Raw genomic sequence first — 17,063 nt, forward strand, 5'->3', positions numbered from 1 at the left:
ATAAAAAAGTAAGCTGGGATTATAAAATCCGTCACTTTCTCAAAAGCCGGAACCTGTCGCCCGAGAGGGCGCACTATTGGTGGCGCGTTATTTTCTCTGAGGAGGAAAAGCGGCAAATTATGTCGGAAGACCTGCTGGCCGAATGCCGCGACTACGATCCCTTCGATAATTTCGAACAACGATTCAGGGAGGTGGCGAAAGCGGATTTTCTCAGCCAAACGCTTTATGTGGATATGAAAACCTGGTTGCAAGACGACATACTGGTAAAAGCTGATCGGATGAGCATGGCCAGCTCCCTTGAGGTTCGCTCCCCGTTTCTAGACCACCGCCTGCTCGAATTCTGCGCCCGCCTTGATGGCCCGGCCAAAATCAAGGCCTCCCGACAGAAAGTGATTCTCAAGGACGCAATGAAGGGAACCCTGCCTTCCCGCATCCTAAGCCGGACAAAACGCGGATTTAACGCCCCCACACGCCATTTTGGAGCCGAGAATCTTGCCCAGGCATCGGCGCATCGCGCCCTTTTCAAGACCGGCTTTGCCCTTGACCCAAAATTAGAGGACATTTCCTACAAATCCTTCGCCTTCGCAACTCTAGGCCATTGGCTTAATATGTATGAGCATTACGAGAAAACTGGACAATGGAGGATAAATTCAGATGGATTCAACTGAGACGGGCATCAGTTTCATCATCCCCGCCTACAACGAAGAGAATATGCTGGCCCCGACTATTGACCGGCTTCATGACGCTTTATCCGGTCTGGATCTATCATTTGAGATTATTGTTGTGAACGATGGCTCCCAGGACGGCACCCGGCAAGCCGCTGAAAGCGCCAGTAACGCCAGCGTCTTCAGCCACCCCGTTAACACCGGCTACGGGAGCGCTATCAAAACAGGCATTCTCGCTTCCCGCTATTCATGGATTGGAATTGTGGATGCAGACGGCACATACGATATCGAACAACTGCCGCTTCTCGTTGATAAGATGAAAGAAGGCTTCGACATGGCCGTGGTATCGCGTGAAAATATTTTAAAGATGGATAAACCCCTGAAGCGTTTTTTCCGCAGAATCCTTCTTTCGTTCATCAATATTTTCATATCAGCGAAAATTCAAGATCCGAACAGTGGGTTCAGGATTTTCAAAAAAGACCTGGCCATGACCTTTTTCCCTTTCCTTTGCAATACTTTTTCCTTCACAACGAGCATCACAATTTTCGCAATGGGTGAAGGGTATTTTGTTTGCTACGTGCCGACGAACTACACGGAGCGAACGGGAATAAGCAAGGTGCGGCATTTCCGTGATTCGCTTCGGATGATCCAGCTAATCATGCAAGGCATCACATTTTTCAATCCAGTGAAATTTTATCTCATGCTCTCGGCGTTACTGGTGTTTTTTGTGGCGCTGCCAGCCGCTGCTCTCACCACTTTAGGCTGGAGCAGCTTGGCTCTCCAGTATGTCATCATTGGCTCAGCATCAACGCTTTTACTCGGCCTTGGCGTCATGGTGGATATTCTTCGTATTTCCTCTACCTACGCAATAGACAAGAACAAGCGCTTGACGGCCGAAGCAGACGCCTCCGATTGAGCCCCTCAGGCTTTGCGAACCTGTTCATTCATCCCCCGGCGGACGGCATATGAGCAAATGGCCAGATAGGGGAGCCCTAGAATGGAAATGATTGCACTTCTGCCGATATTCGCAGCCTACCTCGTAATCAACCGCCCGTTCCTCAATCTCACCTGCCACCAGGACGCCGGTTGGCATTCATATTGGGCAGCATTCCGGGACAAAGGCGTCACTTTGCACCAGCAGTTGAACATCTTGATGGGCTGCGCCCGTATCGGCAGCAAGTTTCTATTCTATCTGTGGTTTACCCTCCTGGGAAAAGGCGATCCCGAGCGCAAAGCCGTCAGGATGTTTCTCATCATCAACATTCTCGCATCTATCATCATTTACCAATCGATTCGCCTATTAACTCCGGGAACAACGCATATCGCCCTATCCGTCTGTGCGGCTTATTTGTACATCACGAGCAATCCTCTACTCGGCATTCATTACGAAACATCGGAAAGGGTCCAGGGATTTTTTAATGCCGTCATTTTCTTTAGCGTTTGCAACTACCTGATGGCGCCAAGCGGGGTCTGGATCTTTGTCATTGTCTTCACCATGCTTCTCACAGCTTTTCTTTTTAAAATCACGCAGCTAATCGAATACTTTGCTCTCTGGTTGGCGCTGGCGCTTTTTGGTTTCGATCTTTCCTTCTTTATGCTATCCACGACCGGAGCAGTAGCAGCGGGGGCGGCATTCGCACTGCTCTTGTGGAAACTCGAACTCCTCGAAAAAGAAAATCTTGGGATTTTGGGATACATCTCCAGCAGCTACGAACACAAGAAAAACGCTCCGGCGATATCCCTCGATGAAAAAATTCAAAAACTCGAATCGACTGACCTACATCCGGGCTTCATCCGCCTGACAAAAAAACTCCTTGTCTCTGGAGAGAAACTCCTTCCGGCATTTCTTTTTAGAATTTTAGCCGGATTGGGTGAATACATCTTAAAAACAATTCAGAAGCTAATGCCTTTTGGTGGACAGATATTCTCAAGCAGCCGGGCTTTTATTTTTCTCATCATCTGCGGTGCCTTGTTGGGGCCCCACTATCCACGCATGGAGACCGTCTCAGGAATTTGGCTATTAGGAGTTTTGTCCGGGATTCTTGGACAGGGCAGATTCCTTCCGTTTCACTTCATCCCCGCGCTTTTTCCGGGGGCCATTCTGGCGGGACTGGGGCTGTACAAGACTCTCCCGCTCATGACCGAAGGTAGGCCCTCGGCCACATTACTTATATTCATCATTATACTGCTGCTCGACCTGAAATACCTTTGGACCCTGCTCATGGCGGGCGACACCCTTCCCCTCGATCTACGGCTTTGGCCTCGGAATCTCCATCCGGTAATGGAGAAAAATCTGGCGGCGAGAGAGGCGGCTGTAATCATCAAGAAATCAACGAGGGAAGACGACTATATTCTCGCGTGGGGCAGCGTCCCTCAGCTTTACGTCCTCGCTGACAGACGCTCGCCTATCAACTGGCTCAACACCAACCCCACCTTAATGGACGGCGTTCTACCGGGATGGCGTGAAATTCTCTATTCGAGAATGAAAGAAACGAAGCCAGTCTGTATCGTTCAATTCGACGAGGATTTGGATTTAAACAAAATCAAGAATGCTACGGGTCTAGACTACCAACTGGAAACCGAATTCTGGAAGGACAACCACAAGATATTTCGATTGCAAGAATTCGGTGAAACAGGGTCTTAATTTTTAGCGCCTGCTGTTACTTCCCTCCTCTTTCCGGCAATTCGATGGGGGGCGTTTTTCTAATTCTGATGTCCCAACAGAGGCGAAGGATGGCGTAAAATGCTATCCAGATATTTTTGATCGATACAGCCTTTGACTCTCCATGTTTTCGCTCCTCGAAGACAAATCCTATTTCCTTGTAGCTACGCCCGGCATAAAGCGCATGAACCATCATCTCGGTGAGCAAAAACAGACTCGGCGTCTTCTTGGGTAAAAGCTTAAGGTCGGCCGTCCGGTAGACGGGGGGACCTTGGTAATATCTCAAGTTATAGCCCAACAGGAAATTCGTGAGATGGGAGCACGTTCTACTCATCGCCTGGCGCATGAGCGAGCGGTCGTCGCTGTTGTCGTGATAGGGCGCGATAATATCCGCCGTACCAGCCAGAGAAATTATTTCCGCGACGGAGCTGGCCGCAATCTCGCCATCGCCTGGGAAAAATGCGTAGAACTCTTTTTCAGCCTCTTCCACAGAAATGCAGAAACTTCGCGCGAACCCAAGATTACCCGGATTATGGATCACCCTTATCCGTCCGTTATCTTGGCGGAGGCCCTCAGCCACCTCACCCGTTCCGTCGGTGCTCCCGTCGTTCACGATGATGACTTCATAATCCTCGAACTGCGCCTCTGCTGCGGCGGTAATGCCGAGAACACAATCCAAAAGATTTTCGGCTTCGTTGTAAGCCGACACAAAAATGGAAATCGATTTCTTTTTCGTCAAAGCAGGAACCTTACGTATAAAACCAGTGGGAAAATCTATGAATCCAAATTATCCGACATATAAATCTCATCTAACACCAGCGCCAGGAAAACACCAATCAACTGAAGAGTAGGCAAGAATTGCGAATTCGCCTCCCCGGCTGAAAGCAACTTAGAAAGGGCCCTCAAAGGGCTTGACTGTATTTTTGATAAAGTCGACCGGCCTGTCTTGTTCGCACACCCGGAGCGCCGTCTTTTGAATTTCCTGGGCTCCGGGATAAAACTGCGCCTCAAGGACGTGACCGCTAGGAACCGAAGTTCCAGGCCAGGCCACCCGCGCCGGACTCGCCTTGAGCGATTCGAAAAGATTCTCCGTCACCATGGCGACGACTTCGCTCCCTACGCCGCACTCCTTCCAATCGGAATCTGCCACCACGAGACGTCCCGTCTTAGCCACTGAATTCAGTATCGTCTCTCCGTCCAGCGGCCTAAGCGTGCGCAAATCGACAATTTCAGCCGATACGCCCGACTCCTTGAGCGCAACGGCTGCCTTCATGGATTCTGTGACCATCGGCCCGACAGCGGCAATCGTCACATCCGTGCCTTGCTGAACAATGTCCGCCTTGCCCAGAGGCGTTATGTAATACTCATCCGGAACCGGAGCGTCATCGTCGTAAAGCCACCTGTGCTCAATGAAAATAACCGGACCATTATCCTCGACCGCAGCCAGATAGAGACCTTTCGCATCCCGAGGATTGGACGGCACCACTGTCTTAAGACCCGGAATCCGGGAGAACATCGCATGGTGGCTTCCTGTATGTTGAGAACCGTTGCCCCATCCCCGCCCGACGGCGGCCCGTATTACAAGCGGAACATCGACCTGGCCACCAAACATGGACTTCCAATGAGCCGCATGATTCACAATCTGATTGATCGAGAGCAACACAAAATCCATCCGATGGTGAATCAGAACCGGCCTCATCCCCATCATCGCGGCACCCATGGAAACACCCGTTAAACCCTCCTCGGCCAGCGGGCCCTCCACGACGCGCTCCTCGCCAAAACGATCCAACACCCCGTCAAGCGTCCCCCAAACCCAACCGGGCTTGGCAATTCCGACGCCAATGAGAAAAACCGAAGGATCCGCCTCCATAGAATGATGCGTCGCGTTGCATAGAGCTTCTCTAAATTTCATCGGCACCTTCAGCAGGAAAAAGAGAGGTGGGGTATGGGGAAGAGAGAGCGAATTCAAGCGCCTTGTCAATTTTCTCATCGATTTCTCGGCTCATTTCGGCCACCTTGGAGTCGCTCACGAGATGCCTCGCAATGACAAGCGGATCCCGCTCGCGCCATTCCTCTACTTCGAGAGCTGCCCGATATTGCAAATGTGTATCATCCGTTGGCCCGACGTGCTCGAGTAACCTGTAAGTACGACATTCAAGGAACACGGGGCCGCCCCCGCCACGAACATGGGCAACCGCCTCAGAGGCGGCCCGATAGACCGCCTCGATATCATTTCCGTCCAGGCATTTGCTTACAATGCCATATTGCGCCGCGTACTTATGTAGATCGGGCTGAACCTGTCGCTCACTAATCGGGGTATTTACCGCGTAGAGGTTATTCTCGCAGATAAATATAACGGGAAGATTTCTCAGGGCTGAAAAATTCATCGTCTCGTGAAATACGCCCTCCTCCACGGCCCCGTCTCCGTGGGCGACAACGGAAACCGATTTTTCTCCCCGAGCCTTCATCGCAAAGGCGGCACCCGCCGCATGAGGTATCGCTCCTCCAACTATTGCCGAGGTGCCCATAACTCCCGCCTTGAGATCAATCAAGTGCATAGAGCCCCCCCAACCCTTACTGCAGCCAGTCGCCTTGCCATACAATTCGGCCATCATGGCGTTCAGATCACCATTTTTCGCCAGGTACCACCCATGAGAGCGATAATACGGGAATACGACGTCCTCATTCTCAAGGACTTCGCACACACCGGCAGCCACGGCCTCGTGCCCGATATAAAAATGGGTTGGAGACTTTATTTCCTGCTCGGGATAGAGGGCGACAATCCGCTCCTCCACCCGGCGCAACAGAAGCATCCGATAATAAAGCCGATGCTCAAGGGATTGTAGTTTCAAATTGAAAACCGCCTCTAATTTGATATTTATGCATGTCTAAATTAAGGTGCTTAGGTTGTCAAAAAATTCCGCCCTCGGCAGTCTGCCAAAAAATTTACTTTACCATTGAATCGAGGGCATGGAAAACTAATCCTTTTCCAAGAGACGATCACACACGAATACTCAACGAACATCTTTTATTCTCGTTTAAAATATGATGAGTATCCAATCTATGCGTTCATCGAAAATTCAAACATTCGGGCTGTTAGTGGTAATTATTGTCGGTGCCTTTTTACTCAGGAGCTATTCACTCCCCGATAGGGGCATCCAATTTCTGGATGAAACAATCTACTACGGCCAGCCAGCCAGCATGGCAACCCATATTCGCTGGTGGATGTCAGGAGAGGGTGCAAATCTATCCGTTGACCAACAACGGCTATCCCTGATGAGAGCTATCGAAAAAGTGCGAGGGTTGCCTGGAGGATGGCTCACCGACAAGCCTTTTTATGGCCTCATGGCGGTGATTATCTATACCCTCTTCGGGCCCTCCCCAAGCCTATTTCTCATCATCAACGCATTTCTCGGCGCCACAACCGCAGGTTTAGTCTATTTCCTAGGAAGAAAGCTCGGGCAAGATAAAGTAGCCGCCCTCTTCTCAGCTATAGCGTTGGCTCTCTCGGGATTTCATATGCTCTGGTCCCGAACTGGCTTCACACACGTGAGCGCCACTTTCTTTTTAACTCTTGGCCTTTTGTCATACGCGCACACAACTTGGAGCAAAACCAAGCATCCCAGCCGTTGGCTTCTCGCTGCCGGAATTTGTCTCGGAGCAGGAACGGGGTCACACATCGTTTCATCTCTTTTCGCAGGAGCTTGTTTTTTCACCGAGGCGTATCGTTCAATTCAGCAGAAAAAATACCGACAAGGATTAATAAACTTAGCGCTGCTCGGGGCTGGAACCGGTATCGTGCTCATCGGCCTCCATATCCTTACCTGGTGGACAGGAAATACAATCTCATCTTCCTTCCCTTGGCTTTACGGGGAAAACCCCACTTCTTATTTTGCTGGCTTATTTCATCACAAATTGGAATTGAACCGCCATCAAAGCTCCGGTGTTTTTTATAGTCCGGGGCTGATGACAAGCGCATTGCTCAGAATGCCCTTCCTATACGGGGAAGGCGTATTTTACAGCAGCATCTTCCTTATCGGCCTCGCGGCGACAATCGTCAGATTCTTAAAAAAGTGGCGAGATTCAGATTTATTTATTCTCATCGGAGTATTAATTCCAATCCTAATCATTTCAACAATCAGGCTACTTCCGCTTCTGCCGCGCAATCTATCTCCGATGGCCCCTTTTTCCGCATTGTTTGTAGGCTCAGTTCTGGCCTTCCTATGGAATCGAGCCCCATCCAAGGCTTTGAGGTGGGCATTGGTCGGAATATTCACCGTCATCCAGCTTTCTCACTCCGCTTATTTATTCGGAATTCACTCAGGGTACGCGGGTGCGGCTACATGGCTCTCTCAAAACGGAAATGAGGAGGCAACACTGCTTACCGAGCAATATCGGAGCCGATTCTGGTATGTAAATGGCGTCAAGAACGTATATTTTATGGGACAAGACAAAACCGGGCGGAAATGGGCCAAAAAAATGCCTTGGGAAAATATCACCGAAATTCCGGACAAAACCCGGAAACAGTTTGCCGGCATCATCGGGAGCGAGGTGGTTTCCATGCCAGATAGCCTGAAAATATGGCCTTCTCGACTAGAGCGAAACACACCTGAGGCGCGTTTTACCAACACAAGATCATTTACCATTAAAAAGCTGGAAATCATCCAAGGGATTCTTGGTATTGCCAGATTGGCCGGGCTCAATTCTTTGGTAAAACGTATGGAATTCGAACTCGCAAAAGAGCGCCGCGTTGAAAAACGCGAGGCTGTCAGTCTCTACCGATTACTCCCCCGTAAATGAGTGTCACTTAATTTCACCGCTAAAAAAATTATTTTCGCGCCTCAAGGGTTCTCTCCACTAAAAGTCGCGCAGCACGCTCACCGGCTCTACCGTCCCACAGAGGGGGGCGCAACCCCTTTTTCCGCCCTCCAGTAAGTGCCCTGCGGCCCGCGGCGACAATTCGCTCCTCATCTGTACCTACAAGAGTATTCGTGCCCATCTCGACAGTTATAGGCCTTTCCGTATTCTCCCGAATCGTCAGACAAGGCACCCCGAGAGCAGTCGTCTCCTCCTGAACCCCGCCCGAATCGGTGAGAACAATTTCAGCTTTATCCATCAGAGCGATGAATGACAAATATTCCAGCGGCTCGACGGCATGGATAGGGGCAAGTGGCTCTAAACCGCTACCTCCAAGATTTTTCAACACAGCGGGAATAGCCTCCCGCACTCGGGGATGAACGGGAAAAATCACCTCAATATCGGGAGAAATTCTCGCTATCCCCCTTAAAATTTTCTGCAACATCTCAGGATCATCCACATTCGAAGGGCGGTGGAGCGTCACCAGAGCATAGGGCCGTGGCGATCCGGCATCAGAGCTCGGCATTAGCGCCAGACGGTTGAAAATATCAGAGTTTCTCGCGAGTGGAAGGAGACGGTCCAAAGTGTCGATCATCAAATTCCCGACGTTTAGGATATTTTCCTCTAGCGCTCCCTCCCGAAGCAAATTTTCCCGGGCCTCGGGAGAGTGGATAAAAAGATCATCCGCCAGCGTATCCGTGAGTCTACGATTAATTTCCTCGGGCATCGTCTTGTCAAAAGATCGCAGACCCGCCTCGATATGAGCGATACGGGGGCGCCTAAGGCGCCCATCAGGAAGACGGAGATAGTTTTTAGCCGCCACCATGGCGCAGGCCAATGTGGAATTCACGTCACCCGCTACGACAACTACATCGGGGTTCGAGGCATGCAGCACCGGCTCGAAGCGCTGAAGAATCAGACCCGTTTGTTGCCCATGCGAGGCAGAGCCAACCTTAAGATTAATGTCCACTGGAGGAAAGGAAAGCTCTTCAATCAAGAACTTCGAAAGAAGATCCTCGTAATGCTGCCCGGTATGAATCAGTTCTATCTCGATGCTGGGAGATGACGGATCGTTGCGCGAGGCTGCGTTCAAGGCGTGAATCAACGGCGCGGTTTTCATATAATTCGGGCGCGCGCCGATAACCACCATGATTTTTAAAGAAGTGATATTCATAGTCTCAGAAAGGTTTTAAATTGCTCATTTGGCAAAAAGTTTAGAGCCCTTTTTCATACAATGGTAGAAGTTTGGAGAGATGAGAGCGCCATTCAAAAAGCCCCCCCCCGGCGCTCCCGAGCCGCTCGCGCTCAACTTCGGAAGCCTCAGGGGCGCTCAATACCTCTCCCAATATTTGAGCGATCTGACTTTCATCATTAAAATCATCCAGCAACCAACCGAGGCGATGTTCCTGGATATGGGCCTGGGTGTCACCAATGCCGGTGCTCGCAAGAACGGGAACCCCAGATGAGACATATTCCCCGAATTTCGTAGGGCAAGCCACTTCATTGACAAGACTCTTCTCGCGTAGCAAAAGACCAACATCAGCGGCTCGAATATAGCTAGCAATTTCTTCATGGGCGACTTGCATTATCGTCATGTGCTCGGAGGCGATCCCTTCCTCCTCAAGAAAGCTTCGCATTACATCGGGCTCCTGGGACAAAACAAGCAGGTGGCTCCGGTCATCTTGCTCCAGTGCATATCGAAATACCTTGCCAATTACCTCAGGAATCTGCCAAGCTTTCGCGCTTCCCACATAAAGAAAAACCCTTTTAGCGATGAGCTTCAATTTTTCTCTCACCTCATCACGAGATTTTTCATCGGGCCGAAATCGCGATGTATCCACGCAACCCGGAAGAACAACAACATTTTCGGGTTTGATGGAATAATTCCTTAGCAAGTATCCTCTTAAAGGATTTGATACACAGGTCACCGCCTGCGCACCCTCAACCGCTACTCGCTCAAGCGATTTAAGCCCTCTACTGCGCCAGCCAGAGTTTCTTATCTTATTCCCGATAGAAACTTGCCCTCGCCTGATGCCGGCCTCCTCGACCATAACACCCCGAACATCGGTCAGGACGGGCAAAGAGCTTCCCAACGATTTTACAGCGACATATCCGGAATAACTCCCGCGACAATGAACCATCCGGTATTTATGAGACACATCAAGATTGCGGCTGAAGCTGCACCGGGAAAAATAGGTGGACCAGTTGCCAAGATAACGAAGATGCCATATTTGGCGAAATGTCCCATCAAGCTTGCTCCGGACTTCCGAAATTTTTTCTTGCAAGAGTGGATCAAAATTCCGCTTCGGGCCCCGAGCGGAATACAGGTCAACCTTGATTTTTTCCTTTTCGAGCTCGGCAATCAAACCCATCACCTGAGAATCGAAAACGGAATCAAGCACACCATCACAAGTAAGATAGGCGATATTCATCAAGACTCACAAAGAGAAGAAAATCAAATTCGCATGTCAGGCATCCGGGCCAGATAACCACTTAATCTTAGCAGCCCATAAAGAAAAGAATGACACCAGATATATCGAACCTGGAATAAACAGCAACCAAACAAATTGCATCCGGTGCCGGTAGGCGGTTCCAACATTACCAGAAGTTAGACCATAGGCCACCAAAGACACAAATATATAAGCAAGAATAAATCTCACCATGCCAAGCTGCGTCCAGCCCATCGCCCGAATTCCTGCAATGCCTGCCACGATAAATAAGTAGAATATCAGATTTTCTAGAACTGAAATCTTTAAAAATAGGGTTTTCGATTGCCAGGGAAAGGGAGAGAAGAGGAAAACACCCATCCTGAAAGGGAGCCGTAAAGCAAAGTCAAAATATGAAGCATCTACAACGTCCGAAAAAATCAATTTTGTTCCGTCATCCACTCCAGCTGGCAATTTTTTCGACCTAATCTTCTCCAGCATATCTTCGGAAAATCGCCATTTATTTATAAAGGATTGATAATTTTCATCCGCCTTTTTATAACTTTTTCTCGCGGCCTCCACCTTTCTTTTCATTTCAGCAATGACGCTTTCCCGAACCCCCTTATTTATTAGCGTCTGAAGTTCGCCATTCGCCGTCTGATATTTATTTTCGGCGTCGTTTTTATTCTCGATCGCCCTTTTGTACTCCGGCTCTGCCTTCAATCCAAGCGTCGTTTGAGCATGTAATTTATTGAAATTTTCTGGATACACGAACGACAACCTCGAAGCGCTTAAGCTGCCAGTAAATGTTTTATCCATTCCGTACAGCGCGTATCTCAGATTAGCGAAACAATAACTTCCTATCAAAAAAAGAAATCCAGAGATTAAAATGACTGAGACGCCCATTGCTCTCATACACCAAAAAGTAAGGCGAGGTTTCCGTCGATCCCATCCAAAGGTGGCCATTCCCGCAGCTGCCAAAGATCCAACAATGAAAATCATCTGATGAGCCCGAAACAGACACAAGCCGAACGCCAACAGAACGCACCCCCCGCATTTCAGCACCACCCGCCGTTCGTTGCCTTTTTCAATCCCGATCATCCAGCGGATAATTGTCGTCAGCATCAAAATAACAACGGTATCTCGGGAGGGCTGTCCAGTCACAAATACAAACGAGGGTAAAATCGCCCATATACCTGCCGTCAACAAAGCCGCTTTAGTACCCGCCAAATATTTTGTTGAGAAATAAATGTTCTGGATAATTAGCACGCCTAAGAGAGCACTAAGAATTTGCACTGTTAAGGGAACTGGCCCAAGAACGAAATAAATACTAGCGATGAGCATGACAAAATTTCGAAAAACTTCTGGATATCCTTTATATTCATTGAAATCACCACGAAAGACCTCTTCGGCAACTCTAAGATATCTCGCGGTATCGTCAAAATATTTCTCTGGAATTAAATCAAAATACTGTAGAAGAAACACAACCCCGACGCGCAACACTAACGCTACGAGCAGAATTATGAAATAAATTCTTTTCTCGGGTGACGAGCGCATCAATCCGCTAAAGATATACGCAACCACAGCGACAAGTACTAATATCGACAAGAAGACGTCCAACTTCATCCCCTTAAAATAAATTACAAATCTCTAAACTTTTGAGGCACAAAACAATTCAACAATTCAAGAATCACACCAGTGATTTAGTTTGTGGCAGAATCATCTAATCTGAGGGATAATTTCCAGCAATATGATTTCAGAATGCAAACAATCGGTAGATAAACTTTTTAATCAGTAAGGGTTATTCAAGGTAGTTGAATATGAATTCAAAAACAAAATCGTCACGCGGCACCACGAACGGAAGCATGCGCCGCCAATGCGGTCTCGCTTGATTGAAGAGCTTCTTCAAGTGTCATGGTGGGGTTCGACTTTCCTGTTATCGAATCGAAAAATGCCATCAATTGCTGGCGATGACCTTTATCCTGAGCAGAGCGGGACACTGATTTGCCGTTTTCTGAATACAGAGTCAGTTCTCGAAAATCGTCAATAACACCCGAGGCGCCGCCTCGGAACATCTCTATCCGCTCCTTGGGCATTTCATCATTTCCAACCGTCGCAAAAACAATCGTAGCGACAGAACCGCCTCGATAGCGTATCGCCGCAGTATAGCTATCCAATGAAGCCACAGTTTCGCCGTCAGCAGGCAATGCCCTGGCCCACACTTCATCTACGTTTTCTTGAATTAACCATCCACAAAAATCAATAAAGTGACATCCTTCCCCGACAATGCGCCCGCCACCGACAGCCGGATCTTGTGTCCAGTGGTCTCCGGGAAGCCCTGGCGCGTTAACACGATAAAGGACCTGCCAGGGCCCAGAGTTCTTGCTTATCATCTCTTTCGCCTCGACGGCCAACGGAGCGAAACGGCGGTTGAAGCCGACCATAAAATGAACCCCCGCAGCCCGAACGGCATTTGCCACCTCGCGGCATTCTGAAACAGAGAGACCCATCGGCTTTTCGAGAAAGATATCTTTCCCCGCCTTCGCAGCTTCAACTGCAAGCGGCGCATGTAGATGATGCCGGGTAGAAATTAATACGGCGTCTATTTCGTTATCATTAAAAATTTCAGAAGGATTGGTTGTGCAGTATTCGGCCCCAAATCGCCGGGCCGCCTCTTTTGCTTTTTCACCCCTTTGGTTCATAACCGCCCGAAGGTGCACCCCGTCAATCTTTTTCAAGTTCGGTAGGTGTACATATTGCGCGAACTCACCTGCTCCGATTACGGCTACCTGAATATTTTTTTTATTTCTCGGAGGAGGATTCACACGTATCATGCGCGAGCCCGCCTCAAAGCTTTCTGCTTGGGGATAGGACAGGAGGACGGCAATCGGTTTTCGATCTCCCGCCAACGCTCCATATGCCGCTTGGGCCTCAAGTAGCGGATACTCACCCTGAATCAACGGGGCAACATCAACTAGCCTTTCATTGAGAAGCCTGATGAACTCCTCCATATTTCGATTTTCAGTCCAACGGACATAGCCTGCGGGATAATCCACCCCCCCTACTTCATAAAGCGGGTCATATCTTCCTGGTCCGTATGAGCAAGAGATAGTGAACTCGATTTCCTTTTTGTAAAATGGTTCGCGCTCAAGATTCATACCGACCAAACCAACCACAACAACACGGCCACGTTGGCGGGTGATTTTCATTGCTTCCTGAGCAGGCTCACTGCTCTCCGTAGACGCGCAAAGAATAACAGCGTCCGCTCCGATACCTCCAGTTAATACACGCACCATATCTGCCAGTCGATTTGATCCACTCAGAACGCCATCATGAAGACCCAGTTCTCTGGCAAGCGAAATCCTAGCTTCATCGGCATCACATCCGATGACCCGACAACCCGCTGCCCGAAGTAGCTGCACCGTAATCTGACCGACAAGGCCAAGGCCAATAACCACAACCGTTTCGCCAAGCTGAGGCCGAGTCTGCCTGACGCCTTGCATTGCGATGGCACCCAACGTGCTGAACGCGGCGTGGCTAGAATTCACTTCCTCGGGAATTTGAACAACAAGGTTTCTTGGCACCGCCAGCACTTCCTGGTGGTGAGCCCATTCGCCAGCACATGCCACCTTATCTCCAACTGATATGTCGTTCACCTCGAGCCCACATTCCACGACCACCCCAGACGCACTGTAACCCATTGATATGCCAAGGCTTGATGACGATATTTTATCTTGAATTGACCTAATCGTAGCCTGAACTCCCCCCTCCGAGAGGCGGCGCATTACCTTTTTAGCCAGCCCGCCCGCCCTTCGAATCTCATCACCGATATCACCAGAGCGACCCGAGAGCGCTGCTCTTTCCGTACCTGAGCTAATGAGAGAATAAGCTGTCTGGACCAGCACGCCGTTTTCTGGGCACACGGGTCCTGGTATCTCTTCCACTACGACTCGCCCATTTTTCACCATCACACAACGCATCAGGCCACCATCATTTCTTCAGGAATCGCGATATCCGACAAATCACGCCGCCCGCCGCTCCGCTCAGGAGCCAGGATAAAATTCATCGTTAATGGCAAGGATTTTTTCATCGATATTTTGAGCACCTTGTTTGGCTCTTTCATGCCGTATCGTCTCGACACCCAGCCATCTAGTAACTCAAGCTCGGCGTCTCCCGGAAGATCTCTTATCCCAAAAGTCAGATTACTCCCCTCGGCGAACGAGGTCATAACCACACCACCTTCCATTATCTCGACAGGAATCTCAGCCGCGAAATGAAAAAACCACTCAACAAAGTGCTCAGACTGGCCAATTATATCATCCCGAATTTGCCAAAGGGCGGCAGACTTGTCGAAAAATATCCTCCGGCGATGAATCACCGGGTCTGAGAGTCTATCGTAACCAATGTGGCGAGCATCCAAGAAATCATGCCTCTCGTCAGATTCCCAGACGCCCACTTCGGGTCGAGCGTCATTTTCAATAGCAAACAGCTCATCAGGATCGAAACGATTCGCTTCCTGACCATCCACACGAACCGTGTTATGCCACGCAGTGGATCGAAAATGATTTCGCCATTCAGGCGAGGTGGAATAAACATAGCTGCCCGGATCGACAAAAAAAGCCCGGCCATAAGCGCTGATCTCAAAACTAAGCGGGTCACTGTGATCGTGAGAGCCATGACCACGGATGCCCGTATCACCACAATCTATGAGTGAATACAAATCTCCTGCCCGCATGACATAAAAGCCGCCACCCGGAAAATCACGGGAGTGCGGACTCTCTCCAACAGGAATTCCCTCCCACACCTCCTTCGCCCCGGGCCCGAGAAGCCACAACGCTTCTTCATGAAATTCTCCGGAGGCTGACTTAAAATCAGAGCGCTCAAACATTACCGCTCCCACCGACAAAATGTAGCGATGATCGTCGATGGCTTGAGCACCCAGAATCTGAAGGCGGCCATCGTCTGCATCGCCCACAATTGGTGCTCTACCATCTGGGCGAGTATACGCTGCTACGAATTCCAGCATTTTTTCAAGAACGGACCAAGCGCCCTCGGGAACTATGATGTCGTTCTTTTGACATAGGATTGCGCAAGTGAGAAATATTTCAAGTGACAGGCGATGGTAGCTAATCGAGGATTCATAACAGCAACCATCGGAGGAGACCTGCTCCTCTAGCTCACGCCAGAGTTCCTTAAGTGCGAAATCTCGCCAACCCCGGCTCTCTTTCAACTCGGGGAGCAGAATACCTAGAAAAATCAGACCCGCGAGATCTGAGAGATAATGATTCCCATTAACCCGAACCCAACTCCCTTTTTCGCGAATTTTAAAAAATTCTAAATTATTTCTGATATAACGCCCGTGCTCCAGTAAAGAACCTAGAAGCTTGCGCCGAAAATATTCGTCGGTCATCTCCGAGGTACGAAAAAAAGCCCAGCCCCAGAGCCAATTTACCGCCCGGATGGCCACATCCATGGTGCAATCCCAGTTGACCGACCGCATGACGGGATTTTCATCAATCCAATGTAAAATTTGCTTACGGAATTCAATCGCAAATTTTTCGTCGGCGGTATACCAATATGCCTTGCCGAGCGCAGTAAAATGCTGACAGCGGCTCAACTCACGTGTAACCTTGATATCCGAATTATCACCCAAGCGGACAGGAACTATGTCCCGATAGAATTGTTTCGGCCATTCAAAGCCACTTTTAAAATCACGACTCCATTCGATACTAGGGCCCAGGTCCACTTCTCCTGAACCGAGAATATCGAATACATGAGAGCAAGCCTTATATGCGCTATCAAGAGTCACTTGTTCGGCGCCCGGCATGAGCGACCGGACAGCAGTAAGGTAATCCTCGCTCGCTTTGGCATCGACCGGAAAAAATGATGTCGGATATTTTGTCCCCGAAAGAACTCCCCGCGCCCCATCGCTCAAAAGACTGGCGGACAATTCAGCATCACCAACCTCAGCCCGCCCGGTGTTTACCTGAATTCGCTCAATCAGTCTGGTAGGAATCGCAACCATCCGCTCACCTAACTTACTGGCTATCGACATGGGCGGGAGAGCAGAGAGACGTCTGATTTTTTTGGCCAAATTGTGTATCAGGAAATTCACCTCAGCGCCGAGGAATACAAAAACCAGCCCCAGCGACGCGACGCTAAATCCAAAAGAGCTTGCGGAATTAAATTCCCCACACGCGGAACGCTATTCCTGGGCAATGAGCCCACGGTAAATTCAATCTGGGAAAATTCATGTAACACCTGCCTAATTTCAACACGCGTGTATACCCTGCCCAGCGGATTTTCCGCGCCGTCCACATGATTGGCCAGAGCCTCATTGCTCATACCTCGAAGATCGGGGTGGAACCTCCGGTAAAGCGGAAAAACAACGTTATGGTAGAAAGAGTCTCGGTGATAGACCATCATCAAAAACCGCCCACCGGGCCGAAGCAC

The 17,063-nt window shown here is 49.6% G+C and carries 13 protein-coding genes; 4 read left to right on the forward strand and 9 right to left on the reverse strand.

Annotated features, from left to right (window positions below; translation table 11 throughout):
• Positions 1-119 precede the first annotated feature (119 nt).
• The 3 genes from HOJ95_05260 (at position 120) to HOJ95_05270 (ending at position 3,309) form a co-directional block, all read left to right on the forward strand.
• The gene (locus HOJ95_05260; GenBank protein ID MBT6394092.1) at positions 120-668 is read left to right on the forward strand and encodes a hypothetical protein; all 549 of its coding nucleotides are present in this window, start codon (positions 120-122) and stop codon (positions 666-668) included.
• Positions 655-1,581, forward strand: a complete 927-nt coding sequence (locus tag HOJ95_05265; GenBank protein ID MBT6394093.1) for a glycosyltransferase family 2 protein — start codon at positions 655-657, stop codon at positions 1,579-1,581. Before HOJ95_05260 ends, HOJ95_05265 begins: the two co-directional genes overlap by 14 nt.
• 81 nt (positions 1,582-1,662) lie before the next feature.
• Positions 1,663-3,309 carry a hypothetical protein gene (locus tag HOJ95_05270; protein ID MBT6394094.1) on the forward strand — a complete coding sequence of 549 codons (1,647 nt, stop codon included), beginning with the start codon at positions 1,663-1,665 and terminating at the stop codon, positions 3,307-3,309.
• A gap of 16 nt (positions 3,310-3,325) precedes the next feature.
• On the opposite strand, the gene HOJ95_05275 is transcribed toward HOJ95_05270, so the two are convergent.
• The 3 genes from HOJ95_05275 to HOJ95_05285 all read right to left on the reverse strand — a co-directional run bounded on the left by HOJ95_05275 (position 3,326) and on the right by HOJ95_05285 (position 6,140).
• Positions 3,326-4,066 carry a glycosyltransferase gene (locus HOJ95_05275; protein MBT6394095.1) on the reverse strand — a complete coding sequence of 247 codons (741 nt, stop codon included), beginning with the start codon at positions 4,064-4,066 and terminating at the stop codon, positions 3,326-3,328.
• Between the two features lie 150 nt (positions 4,067-4,216).
• A complete protein-coding gene (locus HOJ95_05280; protein MBT6394096.1) occupies positions 4,217-5,239 on the reverse strand; it encodes an alpha-ketoacid dehydrogenase subunit beta in 1,023 nt (340 codons plus the stop codon).
• Positions 5,229-6,140, reverse strand: a complete 912-nt coding sequence (locus HOJ95_05285; protein MBT6394097.1) for a thiamine pyrophosphate-dependent dehydrogenase E1 component subunit alpha — start codon at positions 6,138-6,140, stop codon at positions 5,229-5,231. Before HOJ95_05285 ends, HOJ95_05280 begins: the two co-directional genes overlap by 11 nt.
• Before the next feature lie 250 nt (positions 6,141-6,390).
• Between HOJ95_05285 and HOJ95_05290 the strand changes: the two genes are divergently transcribed.
• Positions 6,391-8,127 carry a phospholipid carrier-dependent glycosyltransferase gene (locus HOJ95_05290; protein ID MBT6394098.1) on the forward strand — a complete coding sequence of 579 codons (1,737 nt, stop codon included), beginning with the start codon at positions 6,391-6,393 and terminating at the stop codon, positions 8,125-8,127.
• Between the two features lie 28 nt (positions 8,128-8,155).
• Here HOJ95_05290 and wecB read toward each other — a convergent pair whose 3' ends face one another.
• From wecB to HOJ95_05320, 6 genes are all read right to left on the reverse strand, one after another.
• Entirely contained in the window at positions 8,156-9,358 is a 1,203-nt protein-coding gene (wecB, locus tag HOJ95_05295; protein ID MBT6394099.1) for a UDP-N-acetylglucosamine 2-epimerase (non-hydrolyzing), read from the reverse strand.
• Positions 9,359-9,398: 40 nt separating this feature from the next.
• A complete protein-coding gene (locus tag HOJ95_05300) occupies positions 9,399-10,616 on the reverse strand; it encodes a glycosyltransferase (protein MBT6394100.1) in 1,218 nt (405 codons plus the stop codon).
• Positions 10,617-10,652: 36 nt separating this feature from the next.
• A complete protein-coding gene (locus HOJ95_05305; protein MBT6394101.1) occupies positions 10,653-12,230 on the reverse strand; it encodes a hypothetical protein in 1,578 nt (525 codons plus the stop codon).
• Positions 12,231-12,451: 221 nt separating this feature from the next.
• Positions 12,452-14,554, reverse strand: coding sequence for a Gfo/Idh/MocA family oxidoreductase (locus HOJ95_05310; protein MBT6394102.1), 2,103 nt, complete (start codon positions 14,552-14,554; stop codon positions 12,452-12,454).
• 35 nt (positions 14,555-14,589) lie between these two features.
• Entirely contained in the window at positions 14,590-16,635 is a 2,046-nt protein-coding gene (locus HOJ95_05315) for an alginate lyase family protein (GenBank protein ID MBT6394103.1), read from the reverse strand.
• Between the two features lie 86 nt (positions 16,636-16,721).
• A complete protein-coding gene (locus HOJ95_05320; GenBank protein MBT6394104.1) occupies positions 16,722-17,036 on the reverse strand; it encodes a hypothetical protein in 315 nt (104 codons plus the stop codon).
• Between the last annotated feature and the right edge of the window lie 27 nt (positions 17,037-17,063).

It is taken from the genome of Nitrospinaceae bacterium (genome assembly GCA_018669005.1).
Lineage (GTDB): Bacteria > UBA8248 > UBA8248 > UBA8248 > UBA8248 > UBA8248.